The 19,069-nt window shown below is 44.8% G+C and carries 18 protein-coding genes; 5 read left to right on the forward strand and 13 right to left on the reverse strand.

All coding sequences use genetic code 11. The features are described 5' to 3' along the window. Positions 1–55 precede the first annotated feature (55 nt). From N7974_RS08585 to N7974_RS08605, 5 genes are all read left to right on the forward strand, one after another. Positions 56–1,438 carry a dockerin type I domain-containing protein gene (locus N7974_RS08585; protein WP_262965212.1) on the forward strand — a complete coding sequence of 461 codons (1,383 nt, stop codon included), beginning with the start codon at positions 56–58 and terminating at the stop codon, positions 1,436–1,438. A gap of 143 nt (positions 1,439–1,581) precedes the next feature. Further along, positions 1,582–2,046 carry a nucleoside deaminase gene (locus N7974_RS08590; RefSeq protein ID WP_262965213.1) on the forward strand — a complete coding sequence of 155 codons (465 nt, stop codon included), beginning with the start codon at positions 1,582–1,584 and terminating at the stop codon, positions 2,044–2,046. 610 nt (positions 2,047–2,656) lie between these two features. Beyond that, on the forward strand, positions 2,657–4,993 hold the full coding sequence (locus N7974_RS08595; RefSeq protein WP_262965214.1) for a TonB-dependent receptor plug domain-containing protein: 2,337 nt from the start codon (positions 2,657–2,659) through the stop codon (positions 4,991–4,993). Between the two features lie 402 nt (positions 4,994–5,395). Beyond that, a complete protein-coding gene (locus N7974_RS08600; RefSeq protein ID WP_262965215.1) occupies positions 5,396–6,445 on the forward strand; it encodes an urease accessory protein UreH domain-containing protein in 1,050 nt (349 codons plus the stop codon). A 73-nt stretch (positions 6,446–6,518) separates the two neighbouring features. Further along, complete coding sequence (locus N7974_RS08605; protein WP_262965216.1) at positions 6,519–7,046, forward strand: rhodanese-like domain-containing protein; 528 nt, start codon at positions 6,519–6,521, stop codon at positions 7,044–7,046. Positions 7,047–7,304: 258 nt separating this feature from the next. Here N7974_RS08605 and N7974_RS08610 read toward each other — a convergent pair whose 3' ends face one another. From N7974_RS08610 to pstA, 13 genes are all read right to left on the reverse strand, one after another. Next, the gene (locus N7974_RS08610) at positions 7,305–8,177 is read right to left on the reverse strand and encodes a class I SAM-dependent methyltransferase (RefSeq protein WP_262965217.1); all 873 of its coding nucleotides are present in this window, start codon (positions 8,175–8,177) and stop codon (positions 7,305–7,307) included. A 69-nt stretch (positions 8,178–8,246) separates the two neighbouring features. Then, on the reverse strand, positions 8,247–9,305 hold the full coding sequence (arsB, locus tag N7974_RS08615; RefSeq protein ID WP_262965218.1) for an ACR3 family arsenite efflux transporter: 1,059 nt from the start codon (positions 9,303–9,305) through the stop codon (positions 8,247–8,249). 50 nt (positions 9,306–9,355) lie between these two features. Further along, positions 9,356–9,799, reverse strand: coding sequence for an ArsI/CadI family heavy metal resistance metalloenzyme (locus N7974_RS08620; protein WP_262965219.1), 444 nt, complete (start codon positions 9,797–9,799; stop codon positions 9,356–9,358). An 84-nt stretch (positions 9,800–9,883) separates the two neighbouring features. Then, positions 9,884–11,707 carry an arsenical pump-driving ATPase gene (arsA, locus tag N7974_RS08625; protein WP_449566806.1) on the reverse strand — a complete coding sequence of 608 codons (1,824 nt, stop codon included), beginning with the start codon at positions 11,705–11,707 and terminating at the stop codon, positions 9,884–9,886. 22 nt (positions 11,708–11,729) lie between these two features. Beyond that, entirely contained in the window at positions 11,730–12,083 is a 354-nt protein-coding gene (gene arsD / locus N7974_RS08630; RefSeq protein WP_262965220.1) for an arsenite efflux transporter metallochaperone ArsD, read from the reverse strand. Positions 12,084–12,101: 18 nt separating this feature from the next. Further along, the gene (locus N7974_RS08635) at positions 12,102–12,581 is read right to left on the reverse strand and encodes an arsenate reductase ArsC (protein ID WP_262965221.1); all 480 of its coding nucleotides are present in this window, start codon (positions 12,579–12,581) and stop codon (positions 12,102–12,104) included. 64 nt (positions 12,582–12,645) lie between these two features. After that, positions 12,646–13,128, reverse strand: a complete 483-nt coding sequence (locus tag N7974_RS08640; RefSeq protein ID WP_262965222.1) for an arsenate reductase ArsC — start codon at positions 13,126–13,128, stop codon at positions 12,646–12,648. 30 nt (positions 13,129–13,158) lie between these two features. After that, on the reverse strand, positions 13,159–13,497 hold the full coding sequence (locus N7974_RS08645; RefSeq protein ID WP_262965223.1) for an ArsR/SmtB family transcription factor: 339 nt from the start codon (positions 13,495–13,497) through the stop codon (positions 13,159–13,161). 283 nt (positions 13,498–13,780) lie between these two features. Further along, positions 13,781–14,569 (reverse strand): energy transducer TonB, encoded by a 789-nt coding sequence (locus N7974_RS08650; protein WP_262965224.1) that lies wholly within the window; start codon positions 14,567–14,569, stop codon positions 13,781–13,783. 286 nt (positions 14,570–14,855) lie between these two features. After that, entirely contained in the window at positions 14,856–15,605 is a 750-nt protein-coding gene (locus tag N7974_RS08655; protein WP_262965225.1) for a DUF2089 domain-containing protein, read from the reverse strand. Positions 15,606–15,736: 131 nt separating this feature from the next. After that, a complete protein-coding gene (gene phoU / locus N7974_RS08660; RefSeq protein WP_262965226.1) occupies positions 15,737–16,453 on the reverse strand; it encodes a phosphate signaling complex protein PhoU in 717 nt (238 codons plus the stop codon). Positions 16,454–16,467: 14 nt separating this feature from the next. Next, positions 16,468–17,265, reverse strand: a complete 798-nt coding sequence (gene pstB / locus N7974_RS08665) for a phosphate ABC transporter ATP-binding protein PstB (RefSeq protein ID WP_394813082.1) — start codon at positions 17,263–17,265, stop codon at positions 16,468–16,470. A 40-nt stretch (positions 17,266–17,305) separates the two neighbouring features. Then, complete coding sequence (gene pstA, locus N7974_RS08670) at positions 17,306–18,961, reverse strand: phosphate ABC transporter permease PstA (protein ID WP_262965228.1); 1,656 nt, start codon at positions 18,959–18,961, stop codon at positions 17,306–17,308. Between the last annotated feature and the right edge of the window lie 108 nt (positions 18,962–19,069).

Consider the following 19,069-nt stretch of genomic DNA (forward strand, 5'->3'; position numbering starts at 1 on the left):
CACAAAATACTGGATAGTCCTTATTTTTTAGCTTATTTGATCATCAGAGACACTTATGAAATCTACGTACAACACTTTTCGGCCAAGTCTAACCGGACATTTACGCACTTTATCACGTTTGGCGCTGCCAATCTTATGCCTGTCAGCAGGCTCTACCCATGCCGTGACTTATTTTGGCTCATTGAGCAACTTTGATGTAGTTAACAACAGTACCGAACCCTGCAACGGTTTTGAAATTGAACTGGACGGCTTGACCAGTAAAGAGATTACTTACACTTTTATTTATCAAAGTTACGGCACTCCACGCTTGGTGGATTCCCTGGATGCAAACGGTAAACCCGTAGTTAAGATACGCTATGAAAGTAAGTACAACCCGGTTACCCATACATTTCTTAATACGACACCGGTTGCCCCCATTCCAACCATGACCACGGCGGGACACCAATGCACATCAATGCCAAATGCTCAGAACACCAGTGGCTGTGAACACTATGGCTTGGGTATTATCGGCAATCCAACCAAAACGATTTATCGCTGGTTGGTGGCCGACCCCGTTACACCGGGTAATTTGACCTACCAGCTTGATCCGGCCACCGGCCTGCCTGACACGGTCAGTATTCCTGCGCCCGTTTTCGTCGTCAATGCCCAGCCCGCACAAATTCCACAGCCGCCCGCACCTGTTGCAGGTGCTCTGCCTGTTGCACCAGTAGCCGTACCTCCACAGCCAGTGGTACAAGTGGAAATTGAAGTACCCGAAGCGCCAGAGCCAATTAATTATCAATATGGTAAGGCCATGTGGGTAAAAGTGTTTACTACCGAATCACCGAGTCCTCGTGATCTCAAAGATTTGGTCACTGACAATGCGAAAGTGCCCAATGACCCGTCCGAGATTGAAGTAGAATGGCAACTTTTGCAAAAAACTATTGATCCCAAGAAGCTGGCTGGTGGACGGGACAAACTCGAAGCCAATCTTGCCGGACAGCCTATGGCACAGGGTAATGAATCAGTTACCCGCCGTTACGAGTTCTACGAATATGCTGGCGAATTTGATCCGGAGAATAACGAGGTGCTACCAGTCAGTGACTCAAATCCGGTGCCTGGCGATATTGGCAATTACATCGGTGCGCAGATGGCCGCCATGAATGTTTTTGATGCAGATAGCGATACCAAAGATGATGTTATGGATAATTGCTTGGTGAAGCCAAACACAGATCAGCGTGACACCGATAGTGACGGCTTCGGCAATGTCTGTGATCCTGATTTGAACAACGACTTTGTGGTCAATAATGCCGATCTTAACCTGATGAAACTCCAGTTCTTAAAGAAAATCCCTAATCCTGACTCTGATTTGAACGGCGACGGCAAAGTTAACTTTAACGATCTGGCTATTTTGAAAACCTTTATGGGCAAAGCACCCGGGCCACAAGCAGCCAAGTAATTCCTGAAAATGATTCTGGCCGTCGTTATTGTCACTGCGAAGGCCAGAACAACTGCCCTGCATCACTAATAATCAGTCATTGTTTATAATATCGACTATTATGTCCTCAGAATAAATTATTAATAGTTAAGCAGGCTCATCAGATGAATCATGAATACTTTATGCACAAAGCCATAGAACTGGCTTTAAAAGTACCGCAATTTCCGTTTGGAGCAATCATCGTAAAACGGGCAACCGGTGAGATTGTTGCTGAAGGCTTTAATCAGTCCGTCGTTAATCCAACTTTTCACGGCGAAATGGTGGCGATTAACCGTTGTGCCGAATTACAGCAGCCAGTGGATTGGAGCGAACTTGATCTTTATACCACAGCAGAGCCATGCCCTATGTGTCAAAGTGCCATTCTATGGGCAGGCATTGCCACTGTTTACTATGGGACATCTATCCCTTATTTAAAGGAACATAATTGGCGACAAATTAATATTCGTGCATCTGAAGTAATCGCCCAAACGAGCTTTGGTCATACGACTATCGTTGGCGGCATTTTGGAGGCTGAATGTAATGCGCTATTTGAGAAGGCACCAAGAGGTGTATTTCATCAACACACTTAACCAGCAAATGCTCATTCCAACAATCTGAGTATCCCTCGTGGGAAGCAATGGACTTTATCAAAGCAAAAAATTGATTTTAATGACGTGTTTCTGTCTATTTTAAAAGAGTATACGGCAGGCAACCCCATGGATGAAACGAAAAAACAGACGTGCTCATCTATAGACTTTCAGAATTTAAGCCTCCAACTCATGTTGCTGTAAGCCCATACAGATAACATCCCTTGAAGGGATGGTATCTGTCAACATGGAAATTATTTATCTGAAAATCTATATGCCAAAACTGATTCTCTATTGGCTGAGTAGAGAGTTTTAAAGTTGGTCACAACATTGTTGCGAGCATTATTAAAAAAGAATGGTCATACAAAGCATAAGACTTTGAAAAATAAAGCAACTGGGGACATATAAATCGTAAGGCACAATTTTATAACGCAGCAATACTGCGTCATATGACATAGTTTAATCGACAAATTGTGGCATATGACGCATTTTTATTACCATCTAAATCATAATACCCTAATATATTAATAACTTAATGTTTGGCTTATTTTTTGCTGTAGTAATTTATGACTGGAGCTTTCCAGCTTATTTTTCGACTTTAAAACAGGCAAAAATGAACAAACCTATTCAAAAAATAAAAATATCGGGTACTGTCAGGGGATATCTGTGCAATTATAAAATGATTGCTCTATTACCTTTATGCTTTACGCCGATTGTATTGGCTGCAAACGACCCTAACAAACCAGGTGATCCTGCTATAACACTGGAGCCTGTTGTTATTATCGAGAAACTCCCGATCGCCAATACGCTGAACTCTTCAGTGATAGACGCTGATGCCATTGCAAGTAAGCAGGCCGCCGTCAGCGATACGGCAAAACTGCTTGAAGATACGCCTGGAGTTAGTTTATACAGTGGCGGCGGCATATCCAGTTTACCGGCTATTCATGGTTTAAATGATGACCGCGTCAAAATTAATGTGAACGGTATGACGATTACTTCGGCATGCGCCAACCACATGAATCCTCCCTTATCTTATATTGATCGTAGCAATATCGGCAAAATCACTATCATGTCAGGTATTACCCCTGTGAGTATGGGCGGCGATAGTATTGGTGGTACGATTTCCGTAGAATCAGCCGATCCGGTATTTGCTGAACCCGGTAAGGATATTCTGATTGATGGCAGTGTTTCAGGATTTTATCGCAGTAATCGTGATGCCTTTGGTGGCAGTATTGCCGCCGGTATCGCCAACAAAAATGTACGACTGGATTATACCGGCTCACATACCGAAAGCATGAATTATAAGGATGGTAATGGTGATATCGTAAAATCCAGTTCTTATGAAAACCAAAATCATGCTGCCACGCTGTCATTTAAATATGACAAGCATTTGGTGGTGATTAAAGGTGGCCAGCAACATGTCCCGTTTGAAAACTTCCCCAATGCACGTATGGATTTGACCAACAATGACTCTATTTTTGGCAACATCATGCATAAAGGCATTTTTGATTGGGGTAATCTGGAAAGCCGGTTTTTCTATGAAAGCACTCAGCATAGTATGGATATTGGTCAAGATAAACAGGCATTTGCTTTTGCTCCGCCCAACAATCTTATGCCAATGGACACCAGAGGCAGAAACCTGGGCTACAAAGTTCAGGCGGAAATTCCGTTATCAACACGCGACACCTTGCGGGTAGGTAATGAATATATCGGCAATACCATTAATGATTGGTGGTCACCGGTTAATACCAAGGTGGCTGGAGCGAAACCGCCTTTATACATGATGGCTCCAGAAACGTTTACCAACATCAATAATGGTGAGCGTGAACGTATTGGCACCTTTGCTGAATGGGAAGCGAAGTGGTCACCCCAATGGAAAACCATGCTGGGCTTGCGTTATGATCATACCAACACCAATACCGGTAATGTGGAACCCTATAATCCGCTATTACTCAATAACGCAGGCGTTGCCGGTGCCGGTGCCAATATCGCAGGAGCCGGATTAAGTCTGTCAGCAGCAAATGCTTTTAACGCCCAGAATCATGAACGTAATACCGATACTTTTGATATAACCGCCATGTTGCAATTCACTCCCACCACCATCAGTGAATATGAGTTTGGTTATGCCCGTAAAAACCGCGCGCCCAATCTTTATGAACGTTACTTATGGGGCCGACGACCCATGGACATGGGCATGAATGGCTGGTTTGGTGATGGCAACGGCTATGTCGGCAATATGAACCTAAAACCGGAAACTGCCCATACCGTTAGTTTTACCGCTGCTTTTGATGATGCGAATAAGGATCTCTGGAAGGTTAAAGCGACGCCGTATTTTACCTATGTTGAAAACTTTATTGATGCTGATCGCTGCCCACAGCAATTTAGCACTGATATGGCTTGTACTCCTGCCAACCAAACAGCAACCAATAAATATGTCTATTTACAATTTGCCAACCATGATGCGCGTTTATGGGGTATCGATGTTTCCGGACAAGCCCAATTGTATAGCCATAAAACGGTTGGTGACTTTTCTACCCATACCGTGATGAGTTATGTGCGCGGCGAACGTATGGATGGCGGCAACCTTTATCACATGATGCCGTTTAATGCCAAACTCAGCCTGGATCATAAACGCAAAGGCTGGCAAAGTGCCTTCGAGATGCAGTTTGTTGATAGCAAAGATTATGTACAAGCAGTAAGAAACGAAACCCAAACGCCTTCCTATATTCTACTGAATGCCAGAACCGGCTATGAGTGGGAAAAGATTCGACTGGATGTCGGATTGGATAACGTTCTGGATAAACAGTATTACAATCCTTTGGGGGGATCTTATCTGGGTGACCGTTTTGGCATGAATCCAACAGGCACTCCCGACACCACCGTTCCTTATGGCAGAAACCTGGCTGGCATGGGACGTTCAGTTTATGTCGGTGTGAATATAAAATATTAATCTGCTTGGCAAGATGTTTCAGTCAAGCCCGAACAGCTAATAAAGGACTGATACTAAATATTAAGCTAAGCGGCTGGTGTCATATCAAGGAATCACGTTCTGTTTCCAAAGCTGAATATTTTGGAAACGGAGCGTGTTCAGCGATATTTTTCTTATCCAACAGCGTTATGGCTGAGCTTACTTAATCTGGTTTACTGGCTAATTAGCCACCATGGCAGATGCTAAGTCAGTAAAAAACGTGCTAGCATTAGTATTACAGTGTTATCTAATGTAGATTAATGAGGCAGACTTAACATGAAGACAATAGCCAATTTGCAACGCCGTAAATTATTAAAATACGCAGCCGTCGCCCTTACCAGTACGGCCACTGATGACCATTATCGTTTTTTATAAGAGTTTACCATGACCCAACGTACACTTTCGTTTCCTGTTAGCGGTATGCATTGTGCTGGCTGTGAAGCCGTTATTTGTACTGCTGTGAAGGAGTTGCCGGGGATTGACACCGTTAGCGCCGATCATATCGCCAAAAAAGTACAGGTTAGCTTTGATGATGTACTCACCTCACAGTCAGCAATTCTGGCCTGTATCGAGAGCAAAGGTTATAACTATGGTATGCAGGTCGAAAAATTTTTATGGGGACCACGTTTACAACAACTCGCCGTATTTTTAGTATTGCTGGCTCTGGTGGGCGGAGTCGCCTTCTGGGGTAAAAGCCTCATGCCCGGATTAATGAAGCAGTTCGATGCACGTCTTGGCTATGGTGTAATCTTTACCGTGGGGTTTCTTACCGGTTTTCATTGCATCGGTATGTGCGGTGGTTTTGTGATGAATTACACCCAAGGCTTACAAGAACGCGGACGACGAGCGGTATTTTTTGCTCATTTGTCTTATGCACTGGGCAAGAATCTCTCTTATGCTCTGCTCGGTGCCGGATTCGGTGCGTTGGGTGCCGTTCTTACCATCACTCCACATATGCGTGGAATCGCCGCACTGGTAGCAGGGATATTTTTAGTACTGTTTGGTTTGACTATGCTCAAGCTATTGCCCAAATTTCGTCTGCCATCTCTGCGTTCCAAATCGGGATCAGTCACGCAACGAATCTATCGTGATCTCAAACCCAGACGCAACCCCTTTAGTATCGGCTTTTTAAGCGGTTTTTTACTTGGCTGCGGCCCGCTACAAGCCATGTATATCATGGCACTCGGTATCGCTAATCCCTTGGAAGGTGCTTTATTGCTGCTGTGTTTTGGCACCGGCACATTAATTCCTTTATTGACTTTTGGCATATTCGCCAGCGCACTTAGCGCAAAAATCCAGAACCAGTTAATGGCCGTATCCGGTATTCTGGTTATTCTTATGGGCTTGATGATGACAGATCGCGGACTAAAACTAACCCAGTCCGGTTATAACTTCTCGACAGTTGTAGAGCGGTTTTCAGTGCCACATCCTTAGTATTGTCATTAGGCAATGCCAAAATAGATGTTTTTTAATGACACACTTCGTAAAATTAACAACCCAAGGAAAGATGATGAAGAAAAAGTACCGTATCCTGATAGCTTTATGCATATTTGTAGCTACTGGCGCATTGGCGGGCAATAGCTTGTTAAAAGAAACGGACATTGAAGCAGTCGCGCTTAAAGTGGCCACAGAAACCATGCAAGGTGGTTATAAACTTTTGAGCGTGGCTGAGCTTAAACAAATGATTGATGCCAAAGAAAACTTTGTGCTGATTGATGCTCACCCTACCGAAGAATACAATATGGCTTATATTGATGGCGCACGGCATTTTGGGTTTCAATCCAATCATTCGGGTAATTGGGAAAAAGATATAACGATGCCTGATAATTTTACTCAGGAGGATTATCGTGTCTTACTGGGCGCTGATAAAAACAAGAAAATCGTCACTTATTGCGGTCTTACCAAATGTGGTCGCTCACATAATGCGGCATCTTGGGCAAAAAAACTGGGCTACACCAATGTATACCGTGCGCCAAGTGGCATTTCTGCATGGATAGATAGCGGTTATTCCTACAAAACCAATCTGAACAAGTAATGATGTAACCATTATTCGGCATTTCATGTAACAAAAATTATTGTAGTTATTCACCTCCCCCTTTGAAAAATGGGGATTGAGGGGGATTTATATAATAAAATCTCCCCTACCCCCTCTTTTTCAAAGAGGGGGACTGAATAAATACAAATTATTTGATTGCCACACGCAAGTTATTAATTTTAAGTACATCAAAAAGATGTGTAACGGAATAGATAAAGGGGGGGAATCACCGGGGCTTTTTTGTTACGCGACATTAGTCTATTGGTCTTTTTTCGTTGCTACCGCGTAAATAACGTTAGTTTCAATTGCATTCACCTGACCTTCAACAAGACGTGATAAATTTTCCTGGCGCACACGATCCAAGGTATCCGTATCCAGTTGCTCAAGCGTTCCTCGGTAACCGCTACCCATGGCGATTTTCCACCAGTCATCCGGTAAATTTAAAGGATGCGTTCCTGCTTCGGCAAGAATGTCGACGTTGTACACATTGGCTTTTGCAAGCATTGCTCTGAGACCGTCCGGCTCTGAAATACGGTCCCAAGGATTAAAGCCATGATGCAGATCGGGACGTTCGATATTGATGACATCCCAAAAAGCGCGGTTGGCCGGTTCGAATAAATGTGGCCCCCAAGTGGTAATTGCCAATCTGCCGCCGGGTTTCACCATACGCCATAATTCCTTGACTGCCTCGGTCATATCAGGAACAAAGAAAATACCGAAGACGCATACCACCGCATCAAAACTATCATCGGGATAACCCAGAGCCAGCATGTCGCCAACGTGAAACTCAATGTTTTCCAAGTGCCTGACTTCGGCCTTGGCTCTGGCCAGATCAATCAGGCGTTCGGCAAGATCAGCCGCAATAACGTGTCCATCCGGCCCGACCATTTCTGCCGCCGGCAACGCTGAACCTCCACTGCCTGAACAAACATCCAACACAAGTTCGCCCGGTTGCAGATTTATTCGTTCAATGGTTCGCCTGCCAAAGCGATGCCAAAATGAGCTGACCGGATGGTCGAAGTGATCTGCGGCGGCATTGTAGGCTTTCGCCGCCTTAGCTTTTGCCTCATCTGTGTTTTGGCCATTTTTGGCACTGGTGCTTAAAATACCTATTTCCACTGACTCGGTCATGATTACTCTCCCGTTGTATTAGTTTGTGGCGATTAGTTAAAAAAAGAACTGATCAATATTGGGTGATTTTTACCTTACGGCATAAAACCGTTTCCTGAAGAAAAACGCCACATTCACTAATGCAATCATAACCGGCACCTCGATCAACGGCCCTATGACCGCCGCAAAAGCAGCACCGCTGTTGATGCCAAACACCGCGACTGCCACAGCAATCGCCAACTCGAAGTTGTTGCTGGCAGCGGTAAAGGCCAGCGTAGTGCTTTTTTCATAGTCCGCGCCGATGGCTTTCCCCATAGCAAAACTGGCTAAAAACATCATCACAAAGTAAATCAATAGCGGGATGGCAATCCTCACTACGTCCAGAGGCAGTTGTATAATCAAGTCGCCCTTCAATGAAAACATCACGACAATGGTAAATAATAAGGCAATGAGTGTTAGCGGACTGATTTTAGGTATGAAACGTTGCTGATACCAATCCTTGCCCTTGGCACGAATTAGCAGGAAACGGGTCAGAAATCCGGCAATAAAAGGTACACCTAAATAAATAAAGACGCTTTTGGCAATTTCACCAATGGTAATAGCCACCAAGCTACCTTGCATACCAAATAAAGGCGGTAATACAGTAATGAACAACCAGGCATAAACACTGTAAAACAACACCTGAAAAACACTGTTAAATGCAACCAAACCGGCTGCGTATTGGTTGTCGCCCCTGGCCAGTTCATTCCAGACGATGACCATGGCGATACAACGGGCCAGACCAATCAAGATCAAGCCGGTCATGTATTCGGGATAATCACGTAAAAACAAGATCGCCAAGACAAACATTAATACCGGACCGATGATCCAATTCTGCACTAACGATACTGTTAATATCCGCCAATTACGAAATACATCACCCAACTCTTCGTAATGGACTTTTGCCAGCGGTGGGTACATCATTAAAATTAAACCGACAGCAATCGGAATATTAGTGGTGCCGACAGAAACTGCACTATTGAAGTCGTTAACTTTGATCGGAAAAGCAAAGCCGATACTAACGCCAATCGCCATAGCGGTAAAAATCCATAGAGTCAGATAGCGATCAAGAAAGGATAAACGGGGACTGCGGCAGTTAGGTAAAGTCATCAAGGTTTCCAGTAAATGTTCTCGGCAAGCAACTTAAGAAATAATCGTTTTTAACAGGTTGTATCGTCTTTCGACGGCTTGCAGCAGGTCGAGGCAGGTTCAAGCTGAATGACCTCATCTTCACCAAACATCGGAATGGCATTCAATGAATGAAAAGCTTCCCAGGCGATACCTTGCGGATCGACCGTCCAGTATTTGTCAGATTGTACATAACAGCAGGCGGCCTGTTTTTGTGCCACGATGGGTAACGCCGCAGCGGTCAATCCCTGTTGCACGGATTCAAGTTCTGCCGTGGATTCGACCTGGAGTCCCAAGTGATCCAATCCCGGTTTGCGTCCCCGATTGGAAATGGCAAAGTTGATGCGCGGATCATCCAGTATCCATTTTGCATAATCGGCTTCGCGAAGCGTCGGTTCACTTTGAAATAACGCACTATAAAATTGGATATTCTGCTCAAGATCTTCAACAGCAATGTGAATATGGAAACGTTTCATTGTGGTTACTCCAGTAGCAGGAAATTTTTTATGGTTCTTCTTGCACAAGACCAAAGTCATCTGCACAGTTTAAAAGCATCATTATTAAAACAATTCAGTAATCGGCAGGCTTTTACCGACCTTTCGGTACCCGGAATTGATCATGTTATCGCCTGCTAATTTAAGCAAACGACTGACGCCAATCGGTTCTTCCTTAAGCAGAGGTACCACCGCATAACGTTCGGCATGCACTTTGGCAACGGCATTGATTTCGCACAGTTCGTTGGTAGCGCGTTGGCGTAGCAAGGGTGACGTGGAGGCCGCTGCAGCAACACTGGCATTAATAATCCAGGCCCAAGGCTCAATGCCTGCTCGTTGCAAATCGGCTTGCAGGTTTGCAGCTTCCAGCACAGGGGTAGTTTCTGCCAATGTAACAATCAGTACCTTGGTCTGTTTAATGTCCTGCAATTGCATCATCGGCGTGGTGTAGTGCTGGCCAGAATCACCCATCTGGCGGGTAATTTCACGGTGATAAGCGCCGGTTGCATCCAACAACAGCAAGGTGTGTCCTGTGGGCGCAGTATCCATTACCACAAACTTTTTGCCGGCTTCCCGAATAATGCGGGAAAATGCCTGGAATACGGCGATTTCCTCGGTACAGGGCGAGCGCAGATCTTCTTCCAGCAGCGCACGACCTTGTGCATCAAGCTTTGCACCTTTAGTCTTCAAAACATGTTCACGGTAATGCTCGATTTCAGCTACCGGGTCAATGCGACTTACAGTTAGATTGTCGAGCGCGCCATTCAGCGTTTCGGTCAAGTGCGCAGCAGGATCAGAGGTAGTCAGATGCACGGGCAATCCGCGCTGTGCCAGTTCGACGGCGACGGCTGCCGCCAGCGTCGTTTTACCGACGCCGCCTTTGCCCATCAACATCACCAAGCCATGCCCGTCTTTAGCAATGTCGTCGACAAGTTCTGATAGATTGGGTTCGTCGAGCTCAAGAGGTAAATCTACCCTAAGATATCCTTGCCCAGCAGTGTCAACCAGCAATTGGCGCAAGGCATCCAAGCCAACCAGATTGAAGGGCTTCAACATGACCTCATCACAAGGCAGAGTTTTCAATACTTCAGGGATGGTAGCCAGTGCTGTCTGTTCGCGTTTGTGAATAGCAGCGACCAAGGGATCATTATCTTCCTCAGTACGAGGCAGGATGCCATTGATGATCAGATATTGATGTTGAAAGCCAACCGCAGTCAGCTCTTCATGGGTACGGGCGACTTCACGTAAAGTCGCTTGCTGGGCACGGGCCACTAAAATCAGCCGGGTACTCGTTGCATTGGCCAGTGCATCTACTGCAGCCTTGTATTGCTCCCGCTGCTTTTCCAGACCAGCCAACGGGCCAAGACAGGACGCATCACCTTTGCCTTCTTCAAGAAAGCCGCTCCAGGCACCGGGTAGTTGTAACAAACGTATGGTATGGCCTGTGGGTGCCGTATCGAAAACGATGTGATCGTAGCCGGCGGTCAGCGCCGAATCGGTCAGCAGCGAGGTGAATTCATCAAATGCCGCAATCTCGGTGGTACAGGCACCGGACAATTGCTCTTCGATGCCCTTCACCACTGCTTCGGGCAGAATTCCGCGTACCGGACCGACGATGCGATCGCGATAGGCTTGGGCGGCGGCTTGCGGATCAATCTCTAATGCAGCCAAACCCGGCACGGGCAGAATATCGGTAATCTGGTTGCCGATGTCAATGCCGAACACTTGACCGACATTGGAAGCCGGATCAGTACTAACCAACAGAACCTGTCGTCCGGCATCGGCCAAATGTATCGCCGTGGCGCAAGCGATTGATGTCTTGCCTACGCCGCCCTTGCCGGTAAAAAACAAGAAGCGCGGTGGCTGATCAAGAAATTTCATGTCCGTCATGACGACATCTCCATCGGTTTTTTTAACAACGACTACCTTTACAGCAATCGGATTTGGGCTTTTCTTCGGCTTGGACAAGTCCTGTCCAACGTGCCAGTTCGGCTCGATTCGGGTAGCGCCCGGCCAAGGCCACTTCACCATCGACCAGAATCAAAGGTAACGCTTCGGCACCGGAGCGTTCAAGAAAACCTTTTACAATAGAGTTTTCGGCAAAAGCCAGTGGTTGCTGAGCCAAGTTGAAACGCTCAATCTGAGCACCGTTTTGCTTTGCCCAATCGACATCGGCAGAAAATCCGACTAATTGTTCATCAACGTCTACGCCGCAAACACCAGTACTGCAACATAAAGCAGGGTCAAAAACTTGAATTATTGTCATGATAAAATTCCTTGGTAATTAGGGTAGCAGGGTGCCAATACGGTCCAGTTCGGCTTTCAAACGTACGTTATCGAGCGTTAATTCAGCCAGTGGCAATGCCAGAAATTGTTCAATGCGATGGCGCAAAATGCGATAAGCGACCATAAATGCCGCTTTGATTTCTTCTTCAGTACCCTCAGCATGTGCAGGATCTTCGACACCCCAATGACTGCGTAAAACGGAACCCAAATAGGCGGGACAAGTTTCATTGGCGGCATTGCCGCAAACACTAATAACAATATCCGGTATCAAGGGTAGATCGTTCCAGGATTTACTGTAATATCCCTCAGTAGAAATACTTTCCTGCTCAAGTAAAGCCACTGCTCGACTGTTTAATCTACCTAAAGGTTTGCTGCCTGCACTGAGTGCATGCCAACCTTCTGGTGCAAGATGATTGAAAGTGGCTTCACCGATCAGCGATCGACAAGAATTACCGGTGCAGAGAAATAAAACATTCATGATAAATAGTAGATTTTAAATGTATAAAAAATATCGGATGCATTAAGGAATAAGTAAAACTCTTTTAAGCTTCACCCATGTTGCCAATATCGCGAACTTGTCGTTCTAGTGCCATTCGTTCAAGACTAGCTATCGGTAAGCTAGTGAACAACACAATACGGCGTTCAAGGATAGCAAACGCTTTAGCGAAAGCAATACGCTTTTCTTTTTCTTCGGCCGCTGCTGGATCAATCACTCCCCAATGAGCATTAATCGGTTGTTCAGGCCAAACGGGACAAACTTCATTGGCGGCATTATCACAAACGGTGATTACAAAATCGAAGGTTATGGCATCAGGTTTAGCAAACTCATCCCAACTTTTACTACGTGCATCAGGCAATGAAATACCTTCCAGCTCCAAACGCTCAAGGGCAAGTGGGTTAACGTAACCAGAAGGAAAACTACCGGCGCTAAAAGCCTGAAACCGGCCATTACCATATTTATTCAGTAAGCCTTCAGCCATGATACTTCGCGCGGAATTACCGGTGCAGAGAAAAAGAACATTCATAATCAAAAGACTCCAAAGTTAAAGAAAAAATTAGTTGGTATCGCAGCAGGAGATTGCCTTATCGACATCAAAACAGTCCTCGGGATTGCCCGTACAGCATTCGGCAGTTAAATAATCTATCAACGATTGCATTACTGAAAGATTCGCCCGATAACGTTGGTAGCGTCCCTCTTGAGTCACGCTAACCAAACTGGCATGAGTCATGGCTTTGAGATGAAACGACAGGTTGGTTGAAGGCAAACCTAATATTGAGGCTATTTCACCTGCGACTAGCCCCGTAGGTGCCTGTTTAACAAGCAGTCGAAAGATATCCAGTCGAATGCCGGATGCCAGTGATTCAAAAAGTGTTGTTGCAAGTTGCTTATTCATTGTTTAACTATACAATAACTATTGAAATATAACAACACCCGGTTTTTTCATGTGAATCCCAGGATTATTCATGCAAATACTGGCAATCTCAAAGTAAATACCGGGGGTCATAACGTGAATATCGAATTTTTTCAAGTGCTTGGCGAAGATATTGAACAAGAATTAGCGTTACCCAGCACATCCATATAATAACAATCTGCGCATCCCGCGTGCGATGCAGTGGGCTTATCAAGACAAAATCATGGTAGCTCACAATGTTCCGGTTTATTGTACCAGCCACTTTTTATCGGTTATTGCCGTACAGAACATAAATTACCGAGATAATCACTGAATCAGCCATGGGGGTATTGCCTGGTTTACTGGGCGTAAAGCGCCATTTTTTTAAAGCTTTGGCAGCTGATTCGTCGAGCAGTTTATGACCGCTGCTACGTAGAATTTCAGCACCTTTGCTTAGCCCGTTGGCAGAAACTTTGATCCGAACTATCGCAGTACCTTGATAGCCCAAAAATATCGCCATTTCCGGATATTCAGGACTTGGATTACGACTATCACTTACCGGAAAATTGTCCGTGGCTGAAGCACTGCCAGCGGGAGGCATTATCATCGCTGAGGACACCGTCTGCGCTGTTTGCTGCTCGGGTTGAGTTTTAACACGTCTGCTAACCAATTTGACGGATCGGGATTTAATCAGTTGGTCAATCTCGCGTAAGTCCGGCAACTTCTCTTTTATCGTAGCGGTTTTCTTGGGTTTTGATTTGGACTTAGGCTGTGGTTGTTTAGCCTCTTGTTTTGACTTAGGTTGTGATTTGGAATTGGGTTGTGGTTGGGAATTGACTGCTGGAGGCGTAACGTCGGGTTTGAGTCCGTCTTTGCCAAGCAAGGTAACTTCCAGCTTAAAAGGCACGGGGGCAAGCGATTCCTGTGGTAAGTCTGCAGGTTCTCGCAGCCATATTAAGCCCGTAACATGCAACAGTAACACGAAAATAGCGACCAGCAACAACATCCCGCCAGATCGCTTTTCTGATTTTTGAATTGTCTTGTAGACGATTTCTTCGACGTTATTATTTATCAATCGGAATGGAAAAATGATTCGGGTATAGGCGAAACAACATCATCATTGTCCCTGTAAAATTATTAGCATTGTTTCAAACAAATTTATCTTAACATGCAATAAGTAAAAAATCCGAAACCGGAAAATATTAGCGTCTGTTTGGTCAATACAGTCTTTCAGAAATTAAATTCCCAATTTACATCGCTGCAAGCTCATACGGATACCATCCCTTCAAGGGATGTTATCCGTTAGCATCGAAATTATTTATCTGAAAATCTATCTATAGAAAACGGCTTTCGCCGAACAATCAAGCCTTAGCAAGACACCTTATGCCCTTAACCAACCAGAGTCCGCACCATAGCAACGCCAGTAACATGATGACAGAACCTGTTGCAAAAGCGACTTTAGCCAGAACATGGTCATAGTACAAAAGACCGGACTCGGTTAACAGATATTGCCAGTCATGAAAGCCATAAGGCGCTGAATGGCCAAAATTGCCACCCAACAGTGGTAACTGCCCTGCCCGTGCATCGTTAATATAGGGCGCTATATCCAGAAAATTTTCACCAAGCCACCATAACGCTACGGAGGCGCCAAAAGGATCGCAGGTTTTAAACAACAAAACGACCAGGCAAATCAACGGCATTAATAACTGCCCCAGCGTTCCACCCAAGGAAGTAATAAATGCGCCGAAGGGTCTGAAAAGTATATGTCCCGCCTCATGAAAAGGCAGATTAACAAGATGCAGAAAAGAGTTGCCAACGACATTGCTTTCGATAGAGTGGCTTAATAGCTGCCAACTCCACAGACCAAGGCCGGCAAAAATAATCGACCTGCCTGACAAAGATACCCATGTGCTGTGTTGTACATTGTAAAACAGCAACGGTGTCAGTGAGCTGGTTTGCTCTTCTTCAATTATAGTCACTATAGGCGCTTGAACATCCGGTTGACCGGTTTGTTCAGGATGATATTTTAAATATTTTTCAAATACGATACCGCAATGAGGACAGATCAGGCTTTGAACGTGTAACTCATGTTGGCATTTTGGACAGGTCAAAAAACAGATCATGGTGTTGCTAATGATTTAGTTGACGAGCTAGGTTTACCCTACTGAGCTTGGTAGGCCATATTTCTTCGTTCATATTTCGATTGGCTTAATACGAACGAAAAAAATGGCCAGCGCCACACCTATCTGATAATTTTAACTCTCTCTTCCAATTCTTTCTGACTCAAATGACGTACATCTTCGCCATTAACCAGAAAAACCAAATGCTCGCAGATATAACAGGCATGATCACCAATTCTTTCCAGTGCGCGAACGGTCCAGAGTACATCTAAAGTTCGGGTAATGTTTCTTGGGTCTTCCATCATTCGGGTTATTAACTGCCGGAGAATATTGTCATATTCACGATCGACTTTTTCATCCAAAGCGGTAATTTCAGGCACGTTATCTATAGCCAATCGGGCAAAGGCATCCAGTGAATCATGCACCATACCTTTAACCAGTTCAGCCATGTGCTCCAACTCATGATGATGATTTTTGCTTTCGGTACCTGATAACTGTATCGCCATTTCTGCGATACGTTCTGCTTTGTCGCCGATTCTTTCAATCTCATGAATAATTTTAATGACCGTTATCAACAGCCTCAAATCAAAGGCCGTTGGCTGTCTTAGCGCTAAAATCTGGGTGCATTCCTGATCAATAGCCACTTCCAGTGCATCAACGTCATCATCCTGCTTGATAACCTGTTCAGCCAACTCCAGATTACCGGTAGTATAAGCCTCTACAGCCAATTCTATTTGCCGCTCAACCAAGCCACCCATCGTTAAAACTTTATTGCGTATATCTTCCAGCTCTCTATTAAACTGCTCAGATATATGGTGTCCTACTTTACTGTTATCCATTGCTTAACTCCTGATTAACCATAGCGGCCGGTAATATAATCTTCTGTTTGTTTTTTTGAAGGATTAGTAAATAACTCGCTGGTAGTGCCTATTTCAATTAATTCGCCCATATACATAAAAGCGGTAAAATCAGAAACGCGAGCTGCCTGCTGCATGTTATGCGTAACAATAACGATGGTATATTTTTCTTTAAGCTCGTTGATTAATTCTTCAATTTTTAATGTTGAAATAGGGTCCAAAGCCGATGCCGGCTCATCCAGTAATAATACTTCAGGCTCTATCGCAATTGCCCGGGCAATAACCAAGCGTTGTTGTTGTCCGCCTGACATGCCCAAGGCATTATCATTCAAACGATCCTTCATTTCATCCCACAACGCCGCACCGCGCAAGGCGTTTTCAACAGTTTCTTCCAGGATCCGTTTATCATTAACACCCTGAATACGCAGGCCGTAAGCGACATTCTCAAAAATAGACTTGGGAAAAGGATTGGGTTTTTGAAAAACCATGCCGACACGTCTACGCAAAGCCGCCACATTAACGGACTTGTCGTAAATGTTTTCACCATCCAATAAAATTTTACCGTCAATTCTGGCACTGTCAACCAGATCATTCATCCGGTTAATACAGCGTAGTAAAGTTGATTTTCCACAACCACTAGGGCCAATATAGGCGGTTACTTTTTTCTTGGGCATTTCCATGTTAATGCCATGTAAAGCCTGTTTTTCGCCGTAAAACAGGTTTAAATTTTCTACTTTAATACAAGTTTCATTAGGATGTTGCGATTTTTCCTTGCCGCGCAAAACTGAACTCATATCGATTGAGTGTGTACGTACTTGTTGTTCTGACATTTATTTAACCTTCCAGTGCGCGATATTTTTCTCGCAGATTATTTCTGATGACAATGGCAGCCAGATTAAGCCCTATAATCACCAAAACCAGTAATAATGCTGTCGCATAAACCAATGGCCTCGCCGCCTCAACATTAGGACTTTGAAAACCAACATCATAAATATGAAACCCTAAATGCATAAACTTTCTGTCTAAATGCAAAAACGGGAAATTTCCATCCAACGGCAAGGTCGGTGCCAGCTTAACGACACCAACCAGCATCAACGGTGCCACTTCTCCTGCAGCTCTCGCTACCGCCAAAATCAAGCCGGTCATCATCGCTGGACTGGCCATCGGCAATACCGTAAGCCATAAAGTCTCAAGCTTGGTCGCGCCTAATGCCAGACTACCTTCGCGTATGGAACTGGGAATACGTGCCAGCCCTTCTTCCGTTGACACAATGACCACCGGCAAGGTTAACAAGGCCAACGTAATGGAAGCCCATAATAATCCCGGCGTACCGAAAACCGGTGCCGGCGCGGATTCAGGGAAAAATAACTGGTCGATGTTACCACCCAAAATGTACACAAAAAATCCCAGGCCAAATACCCCATAAACAACCGATGGCACACCGGCAAGGTTGTTAACTGCAATTCTGATCAGCCGTGTCGTAAATCCTTGTTTGGCATATTCACGCAGATAGACAGCTGCAATCACGCCAAATGGCGTAACAATAACCGACATCATCATAACCATCATCACGGTACCGAATATAGCCGGAAAAATACCGCCTTCGGTATTGGCTTCACGAGGATCTTCGGTTAAAAATTCAACCAGTTTGGTACCATAGTGAACCACTTTATCAAACAAACTCATGGCATTAGGCTGAAAAGCCCTAACCACCTTGCCCAACGGAATTTCCAGTTGTTTACCGCTGTCGGTGGTAGCAACCAGGCTATCGCGTCTTGTCTGCTGATATAACTCGGCCAGCTGTACTTGATATTGCTTGTATTGCGCTTCATAACCTTCCTTTTCCGCAGCAATCTCTTGTTTGGCAACATCATCCAGCTCGTGTTTTAATTCCAGCTTTCTTTGTTTAAGTCTTAAGCGTTCCAAAGCATAGTTGATCGCACCAATTTCCTTTTTTTCTAAATGCGCTATTTCCTTTAGAATCGTCAAGGTATGGGCTATCTTGCTTTGCGCAACCGCCCACGCCTCTTTTCCGGTAGCGATAGTTTTATGGTCTTCTTTAACTTCCAATAACCGTCCATAAAAATTACCCCACTCCTGACGTTCGATGACCATCAGATCAAGCGGCTCACTCTGGGCTTTTATATTACGTTCTTCTATCCATCGGAAATCACTGCCCGTGACATCACGATTACCGGTCTTGATTAAATACTGTATCAGGGTTTCTTCATCGTCGGCCATTTTATGGCCCGTTGATAGTGCCATTTTGGCAGGCGTGACACTGCTATCAACTTTTTCACCAATAATTATCTGGGGTTGTTTACCATCTTCCTGATAACTAAACTGGACCACTTGAGACGGCCAAAAATGACCAACCCCACGGACAACCACCAGCCCCAAAACCCCAACGACCATAATCATACAAGTACTGACTGCCGCTGCATTGAGCCATATCCAGGGGGCTCCGCTTTTAAACCATAATCTAATCATAATGAGCTATATTTTTCGCGTAAGCGCTGACCAAATATTTTAGTCGGCGTATTAAAATAAAAGTAAACAATGCACTACAGTCTTTTGAAAAAAGCGCTGCAGGCCAAA

Origin of the sequence: Methylobacter psychrophilus (assembly GCF_025583945.1) — a bacterium.
GTDB lineage: Bacteria > Pseudomonadota > Gammaproteobacteria > Methylococcales > Methylomonadaceae > Methylobacter_C > Methylobacter_C psychrophilus.